5 protein-coding genes are annotated in these 8787 nt (G+C 55.1%); 4 read left to right on the top strand and 1 reads right to left on the bottom strand.

Going from position 1 to position 8787, the window contains the following annotated elements; translation table 11 throughout:
• Window positions 1–359: 359 nt before the first annotated feature.
• Window positions 360–1475, bottom strand: coding sequence for a nucleoside hydrolase (locus LKE08_RS02670; protein WP_324702645.1), 1116 nt, complete (start codon window positions 1473–1475; stop codon window positions 360–362).
• A 280-nt stretch (window positions 1476–1755) separates the two neighbouring features.
• Between LKE08_RS02670 and LKE08_RS02675 the strand changes: the two genes are divergently transcribed.
• The 4 genes from LKE08_RS02675 to LKE08_RS02690 all read left to right on the top strand — a co-directional run.
• Window positions 1756–3477: an ATP-binding protein gene (locus LKE08_RS02675; protein WP_324702646.1), complete on the top strand. Its 1722-nt coding sequence runs from the start codon at window positions 1756–1758 to the stop codon at window positions 3475–3477.
• A gap of 215 nt (window positions 3478–3692) precedes the next feature.
• A complete protein-coding gene (locus LKE08_RS02680; protein ID WP_324702647.1) occupies window positions 3693–3830 on the top strand; it encodes a hypothetical protein in 138 nt (45 codons plus the stop codon).
• 31 nt (window positions 3831–3861) lie between these two features.
• Window positions 3862–6483: an ATP-dependent chaperone ClpB gene (gene clpB, locus LKE08_RS02685; RefSeq protein WP_324702648.1), complete on the top strand. Its 2622-nt coding sequence runs from the start codon at window positions 3862–3864 to the stop codon at window positions 6481–6483.
• Between the two features lie 652 nt (window positions 6484–7135).
• A partial coding sequence (locus tag LKE08_RS02690) for a DUF4347 domain-containing protein (protein WP_324702649.1) occupies window positions 7136–8787 on the top strand: 1652 nt, incomplete at its 3' end.

Below are 8787 nucleotides of genomic sequence, written 5' to 3' on the forward strand. Positions count from 1 at the left end.
GACCGCTTGGGAATCAATTCCCGAGGGCGCAAGCCAGGGGCCCCAACCCGATCAAATCATATTCAGATGATTGGGGAATTTGTACGGATCTGACTATAAATTTGCCGACCGGAGCCGACCGGAGCCGACCGGAGCCGACCGGAGCTTACCGAAGCTTCCTGGAGCTCCCTCTGCTTACCGAAGCTTCCTGGAGCTCCCAGACCTTGCTTAATCATTCTTAATATTGTCGGCGATCGCGACGGTTTCCTCACCTAGCGTAGCGGCAGCTTAGGGCGAAAGCCCCGCGTCTTTAGACCGGGGTGAGCTTACTTCTAACTCCTTCCCGGGGAATCTAAAATCGGGGTGCAAGCCAGGGGCCCCTACAATCTAAAATCTAAAATTCCCCTGGACCGGGTTTTCGCCGACGTCGCCGGACGGGCCATCGACTGGTAAAAATCCTGGAGGATGGCGTCGCGATCGAAGTTTTCCCACAAACCGATTTGAAATTCGTTCTCGGGCCGGTCCACCCAACCGGACGGCTCGTATCGGGGGGCCGGGATGAGCCGATATTCGCCCCAGTCGGGGTTTTTGACCACGGCCACCGCCACCACGTCGAAAAGCGATCGCGAGGGGGGGTCGCCGTAGTATTCGGCATTGGCAAATAAACTGGCGGAATAGTCCCCGAAATTGTCAAATTCGCCGCCGTGGCGTCCCGTCACCGGGGTTTCGATCCGGATTCCCCGGCCTTTGACGTTTTCCAGGATATCTTCCTGCTGCACCTTGACGGCTTCGGCGCCGGTCGGGCCTCCGCCGTACCGCACCGTCACCATCTCGAAGGGGATGCGGCTCTCGAGCAAATAGTCGAGGGCGGGGATATCGTTGTCGAGGTTGTACTCCCCCGGTTCGGGGTAGTTGGACCCCAGCCACACCAACCGCACCTTCTCCACGATATCCGGGGCGCGGTCAAACGCGAGGGCGACGTTGGTCAATTTGCCCACCGCCAGGAGTACCAGCTTTTCGTCCCGCTCGGTTCGGGCTTCGCGGATGATAAAATCGATCGCCTCCCGGCCGTCCTCGGCCGCGTCTCCGAGGGGTCGAATTTCCGCAAAGTCGCCGTTTGCCCCCGAGTACAGGGGAACGGTGTCCGTCGCGCCGCACAGTTTCATCACCCGGACCGCTTCCTCGTCGTGTCGGACGATGTCCCCACCGTTGAAGGTGGCATTGGTGGTGATGCCCCGGACATCGAAGATGTCACGGTTGAACAGCAAATAAGCCAGGGCGTGTTGGTCGTCGAGTTCGTTGTTGGTGTCGGTGTCAAAAATCACCGGGATGGGGTCAGCATTTCGGAAGGACAGCGGGAATTGGGTGGCGGGGGCGAACAGCCCGACCCCGACAACCAGGGCGAAACCGACGAGAATACCGGTGAGGATGATAACAATACGGCGCATTTTCATCGGGGCGTTTTTTTGAGCTGCGATCGCCTGACGGAAGGCCATTCCGGAGCTACAATGGGAGCGAAATCCGACACATTCCTTCCCTCCTAACTTCACAAAGCGTATCACAATTGATTCGGGGTGCGATCGCCCAGGGTGCTAGAATGCTGTTACGATGTGCGATTCGTTTGAAATCTCCCCCCGTCCGGGTCGGCCTGCAAATTTCAATCGGATGTCCCGGCCCCTCCATAAAAACTTCCTGAAATTTAAAATGACGGCGACTTCGGAACGGGGAACGTGAATTAAAATAAGGTAAACCTTTTGGCTGATTGCAACCTTACGGATGCCTCCAACTTCACCCAAACACCAGTCTTCCACAGCCACAACTCCCCCGGGGGTGTCGCTGCCGTTTGTCAGCCATTGGGGAATTCGGCAGAAAATTGGTGGCGGTTATGTCATCGTCTTGGGTTTGGCGGTCGGGGGGGTGATCGCCGGATTCGTCGTCAATACCATTCTCGCCCGCGAGAACCGGCAACAATTCGATATGAATCGAGAAAAAGCGCAACTCTTGGTCGATTTGGACACGGATCTATTCGACCTCCGAGACAAACAAGAGGATTTGGCGCCAATTGTCAGCGACCCCCAAACTTTATCGACGCAGGTTTCCGAAATTCGCTCCGATATTTTCGAGTTGAACCGCCACATCCAGAACCTGCAAGATATCCCGGAAACCACCGACTCGGAGATTCAGGAAGATTATCAAACCCTGCAAAATCTGCTCCAAAATTATATCAACGCGATCGCTATCTACGAGGACAGAATCGAGGCTGTATTTCAACTCACCGAGTCAGCCGAAACGAATTCTGAAAACCTGCCAGCCGTCCAAAAATCCCTGGAAGAATTCGGCAATTCCGAGGCAGCCACAAACCTCTATAACCTGTCCGGGGAAGCCCTGCAGTTGGCGGAAAAATTCGCCGATCGCGCCGATTTAGCCGCGCCAAAATTGCAGCGGTCGGAAGCCCTGAGCCGCCGCATCGTCTTTTTCAGCCTCCTCGCCGCGGTGGCGATGGCGATCATTTTAGCCAGCTACACCAGTCGCGCGATCGCCCGCCCCATCGAACAGATGATCGAAACCGCCGACCAAGTGGGAGAAGAATCCGATTTCGCCCTGCGAATTCCCGTCACCGCCGACAAACATACGGAAATCGGACGGCTCACCGCCACCCTCAACAAACTCATTAAACGAGTCGCCAAATACACCGAAGAACTACAGCGGGCGAAAATCGCGGCGGAAGCCGCCAACCGCTCCAAAAGCGTGTTCCTCGCCAACATGAGCCACGAACTCCGCACCCCCTTGAACGCCATTATCGGCTACAGCGAAATGCTCCACGAAGAGTCCCAAGACCTGGGCTACACCGACTTTCTTCCCGACCTCGACAAGATCAAAACGGCGGGAAAACACCTCCTCGACATGATCAGCGACATCCTCGACATCTCCAAAATTGAAGCCGGCCACGTCACCCTCTATTTGGAAGATTTCGCCGTCCAACAATTGATCGACGACGTGGTATCCACCGCCAAACCCCTGACCGAAAAAAATGGCAATATTTTGAAAGTCAAAACCGACAAAGATTTGGGCAGTATGTACGCCGACCTCCCCAAGGTGCGACAAGTCCTCCTCAACCTGTTGAGCAACGCCTCCAAATTCACCACCAAAGGCACCATCACCCTGCAAGTTAAACGGGCTAAAAAAATCCCCGAAGAGTGGAAACAAAACAGCATCAACGCCCAAATGATGCCCAACGCCAAAACCCAGTATTTGGTGTTTCAAGTTCGGGATACGGGCATCGGCATGAACGAAGAACAGGTCAAACACATTTTCAAAGCCTTTATCCAAGCCGATGCCTCGACAACCAAACGGTTCGGCGGCACCGGACTCGGACTGGCCATTAGCCAGCGGCTGTGCGAAATTTTGGGCGGGGGAATTCACGTCAAAAGCAAAGAAGGGGTGGGTTCGACCTTCATCGTTTGGCTCCCCGTCCACGTCAAGAGTCAGTATATTTGATTGGGTTTTGAAGCCGACGGACTCTTTTTGGGAAAGTTAAAAGTGAAAAATTAAGGGTGAAAAATGGTCGATTTCCTATTCCCCATTCCCGACTCCCTAATACCGACTCCCGACTCCACATTTCGGCGATCCGTACCCGGGAAGGGAGGAAGAGAGCACCGGGGGCTCCGATGCGGTAAGCTACAGTTTGAAAAGAGTCGGGCTGGTTGAAATGCTTGGCAATTGACGGAATTTCGGCGATCGAGACATTTTTCGGTCTCCGTTTCCACGTGGAGGTGCGATCGCCGCGATCGCACCGTTCTGGCGACTGCCAGAAAAAGCCAAACGACCTGACCCTACAAATAAATTCCTAGAGAAAATCATCAGTTGAGGAGGTTAAAACTTATGCAACCCACCGATCCGAGTAAATTTACAGAAAAAGCCTGGGAAGCCCTCGCCCAAACCCCCGACCTGGTCAAACAAGCCCAGCAGCAACAAATCGAAACCGAGCATTTGATGAAAGCCCTGCTGGAACAGGAGGGGTTGGCGAGCAGCCTGTTCAACAAAGCCGAGGTATCCGTGCCCCAACTGCGGGAACGCACCGAAGCCTTTATCGAACGACAGCCCCAAGTCAAGGGCAGCAGCACCAACGTCTATCTGGGGCGGAGTTTGGACGCCCTGTTAGACAACGCCGAAGCCTACCGCAAGGATTACGGAGACGAGTACATCTCCATCGAACACCTGCTGCTGGCCTACACTAAAGATGCCCGATTTGGCAAATCCCTCTACCAAGAATTTAGGCTGGATGAAGCCAAACTCAAACAAACGATCGCCCAAATCCGAGGAAGTCAAAAAGTGACCGACCAGAACCCCGAAGGTAAATATCAAGCCCTGGAAAAATACGGCCGCGACCTCACCGAAGCGGCCCGCAAAGGCAAACTCGACCCGGTTATCGGACGGGACGACGAGATCCGCCGCACGATCCAGATTTTGAGCCGCCGCACCAAAAATAACCCCGTTCTCATCGGCGAACCCGGGGTCGGTAAAACGGCGATCGCGGAAGGGTTGGCCCAGCGGATCGTCGCCGGAGACGTGCCACAGTCCCTCCAAGATCGTCAACTGATCGCCCTGGACATGGGCGCACTGATCGCCGGGGCGAAGTTCCGGGGGGAATTCGAGGAGCGCCTGAAAGCCGTCCTCAAAGAGGTCACGGATTCCGAAGGTAAAATCATTCTATTCATCGACGAGATCCATACCGTCGTCGGCGCCGGGGCCACCCAGGGGGCGATGGACGCCGGCAACCTGCTCAAACCCATGTTGGCCCGGGGCGAACTGCGCTGCATCGGCGCCACCACCCTGGACGAGTACCGCAAGTACATCGAAAAAGATGCCGCCCTGGAACGGCGGTTCCAACAGGTCTACATCGATCAGCCCAACGTCGGCGACACGATCTCGATCCTGCGAGGCCTCAAAGAGCGCTACGAGGTCCACCACGGGGTGAAAATTTCCGATTCCGCCCTGGTGGCCGCGGCGACTCTTTCCACCCGCTACATCAGCGATCGCTTCCTCCCCGACAAGGCGATCGATTTAGTGGACGAAGCGGCAGCTAAATTGAAAATGGAGATCACCTCCAAACCCGAGGAACTCGACGAGATCGACCGCAAGATCCTCCAGTTGGAGATGGAAAAACTCTCCCTCCAGAAAGAGAGTGACCCGGCGTCTCAGGAACGGTTGGAGCGCCTGGAGAAGGATCTGGCCAATCTGAAGGAGGAACAGCACACCCTCAACGCCCAGTGGTACGCGGAAAAGAACACCATCACCCACATCCAGTCCCTCAAGGAACAGATCGATCGCGTCAATATCGAGATCCTGCAGGCGGAACGCAACTACGACCTCAACCGGGCCGCCGAGTTGAAATACGGTACCCTTGAAACCCTCAAAAAGCAGGTGCAACAGGCCGAATCTCAACTGGAAGAGACTCAAACCGGCAGCCGCACCCTGCTGCGGGAGGAAGTCACCGAAGCCGATATCGCGGAAATTATCTCCAAGTGGACGGGGATTCCGATCAGCAAGTTGGTGGAGTCGGAGAAGGAGAAACTACTGCACCTCGACGACGAACTGCACGAGCGGGTGATCGGACAGGATGAGGCGGTGACGGCCGTGGCCGATGCCATTCAGCGATCGCGGGCCGGACTCTCGGACCCCAACCGCCCAGTGGCGAGTTTCATCTTCCTCGGCCCGACGGGGGTGGGCAAGACGGAACTGGCTAAGGCCCTGGCGTCCTATCTCTTCGACACCGAAGAGGCGATGGTGCGGATCGATATGTCCGAATACATGGAAAAACACGCCGTCTCCCGCCTGCTGGGGGCCCCTCCCGGATATGTGGGCTACGACGAGGGGGGCCAGCTCACCGAGGCCATCCGCCGCCGCCCCTACGCAGTGATCCTGTTCGACGAGATCGAGAAGGCCCACCCTGACGTGTTCAACGTCATGCTGCAAATTCTCGATGACGGCAGGGTGACGGACGCCCAGGGCCACACGGTGGATTTCAAGAATACCGTGATCATCATGACCAGCAACGTGGGATCGCAGTATATTTTGGATGTAGCCGGGGACGATTCCCGCTACGAGGAAATGCGATCGCTGGTGATGGATTCGATGCGGGGGTCATTCCGGCCCGAGTTCCTCAACCGTATCGACGAGATCATCATCTTCCACTCCCTCAAGTCCGAACAGTTGCGGCAGATCGTCCGCCTGCAACTGGGGCGGTTGTCCGAGCGTCTCGAAGACCGCAAGATGTCTCTGAAGTTGTCCGACGCGGCCCTCGACTATTTGGCGGAGGTGGGATTTGACCCGGTTTACGGCGCCCGTCCCCTGAAGCGGGCCATCCAGCGGGAGGTGGAAACCCAGATCGCCAAAGGGATCATCCGGGGCGAGTTCAACGAGGGGGATACCATGTTTGTGGATGTGGAAAATGAACGTCTCGCCTTCAAGAAGTTGCCCGTGGAATTGCTGACGGCCCAATAAAATGGGCTCGGTTTGGGAGATGGGGGTGCGGTTCGCTGTACCCCTTTTATTGAGTTTTCACCTGTCAATTTGAATTGGAGATTTGGAGTCAACGCCGACCCGGAAAGAACTGTAGAAGCGATCGCGTCCCCAGCTTCGGCGGGGGTTCCCCTCGCCCTCGGTTATCTCTTGTGATTGAGATCAAAATATGTGGCGATCGCCATCTCCACAAAAATTCTAATCTTGATGTCATCGAAAGACGGAAATTCATTGGTGTCGGTCCGTTCGGTTTTGTGGCGCGGTCAAGTGGAGGGGGCGATCGACGACTTCCATCTGAGCATTCAATTCGAGTTATAACAAACCATATAACACTTATTATAAATGGCCGTCTTTGATGCGATCGGGTGTCAGACCGGAGCGCCGGGTAAATCGGTCGGAGCGGGGGATTGATCGTCCCGAAGGTCGCAACAATGCCCGCTATTCTCGGTCCGTATACCTCGTTTGTAAAAACTCCGTAAATTTACGCAAAAGATGTGGCACATCCTCGACCGATCTGATAGCATTGAGGAAATTACGGATGGATCTGTCGGCGGCCCGAATCGCTATCGGGGTCGGTCAGTATTTTTTTGCTCTTTTTTCGTCGCCGTAATTGGGTGTCTACCAGTCATCTTTCATGAATACTTATAAAGATCAGGAAAAAATTAAAGAAAATTTTTCCGTTGCCGGGACATCTGACCAAAAAATCACTTTAAAAAATATGAATTTATCATCTCAAACTGACGGGGGAGTTCTGGTCGTCGTCGATGCCGGAATCGAAGATGCATCGATTTTGATCGGGGGAGTTGTTCCGGGTGCCAAAGCGATCGCCCTCCCGTCCGGTCGAGATGGCATTCGGCAAATCACCCGGGTACTTCAGGAACACCCCGATCTTGATACCCTTCACATTATTTCCCACGGTTTTCCGGGCGGTTTGACCCTCGGAAATACGCAGCTCAACCTGGATACCCTGGACGAATACGCCGACCTTTTAAAACGCTGGCGCTGCGATCGCATCTGCCTCTACGGCTGTAATGTAGCAGCGGGAGATGCCGGTTCCGAATTGATCGAAAAACTGCACCGTTTGACGGGGGCCGAAATCGCGGCATCGGCGACCCAGACCGGAACTTTCGCGTTGGGTGGGGACTGGAATTTAGAAGTCAAGACGGGCGATTTTGAAGTCGATTTGGCGATCGATGAAAAGGCGATCGCGGCTTACCCCCACGTACTTCCAACCTTTGATTGGAACAATTTTGACTGGCCTGACGGTCAACTGGGTACGAACACCTTCGCGGATGTCGATGGCAGTGGCATCAACGTTGATATCAATGTCACAGCCGATACAGGCGTTACTGTGGAAGAGCTAGATGGCAACGCTACCCCGGACGATTTTGCATTCTTTTCAGGAACCGAAATCGACCCTCAGCTCGCGTTAAATCTCTTTATCGATCCCCCAACTAACCAAGGCGATGGCGTAACCGTAACTGTCACCTTCTCGGAGGAAGTTCAAGGGGTTAGCTTCCAAGTTCTCGATATCGACAAATCGGACGGTGATTTATGGCAAGATGAGGTGGTGGTGGGTGGTTTCAACGAAGCTGGAGATGCAATCAATACCATAGTCATTCCATCGGATAACCCGACCTACGATATTGTTGATTCGACGATTACCGGAAATGCATTTGCAGACAACACGGGAGTTGAGGCCGAACGAGGAACGGTGACGGCGTTCTTCTCAGAACCGGTCACATCGTTTTCATTGAAGTTCCAGAGCGGTCCGGATGCCCCCGCCGATCCGGAGGCCCACGGTGTGGGTCTTCTCAATAATTTCATTTTCAATCCCACGGTGACGCTGACGCCGACAGAGATCTCCCAAGTTGAAGGGGATACCGGCACCACGAACTATGAGTACACCGTAACGCTCTCCGAGCCGCTGTACGTCCCCCTGGAAGTCGAATATACCACCGGCGACGACACCGCCACGGCCGGGGAAGATTATATTGCCGAGAGCGGCACTTTGACCTTTGCACCCGGAGAAACCGAAAAGACCATCACGGTTCAAGCCAACGGCGATACGATACCCGAGCCGGACGAACAATTCACCGTGACGCTGACGAGTGCCGAGTTCCAAGATGGCAACGGCAACCCCCTCGGAAGTCCGGTTGTAGTCAATGATAGCGCGATCGGGATTATCGAGAATGACGATGCCCCAGCCAACACGGCCCCCGAGGCGGTGAACGACACAGCAACCACGGAACAGGATACAGCCGTGACCCTGGCGCCTGCTGCCCT

Source organism: Lyngbya sp. CCY1209, from assembly GCF_035615495.1.
Lineage (GTDB): Bacteria > Cyanobacteriota > Cyanobacteriia > Cyanobacteriales > Microcoleaceae > Limnospira.

Bases quoted from the DNA above. Each gene is read 5' to 3' on its own strand.
- LKE08_RS02670 (WP_324702645.1), bottom strand. From the start codon at position 1,475: ATGGCCTTCCGTCAGGCGATCGCAGCTCAAAAAAACGCCCCGATGAAA.
- LKE08_RS02675 (WP_324702646.1), top strand. From the start codon at position 1,756: ATGCCTCCAACTTCACCCAAACACCAGTCTTCCACAGCCACAACTCCC.
- clpB (WP_324702648.1), top strand. From the start codon at position 3,862: ATGCAACCCACCGATCCGAGTAAATTTACAGAAAAAGCCTGGGAAGCC.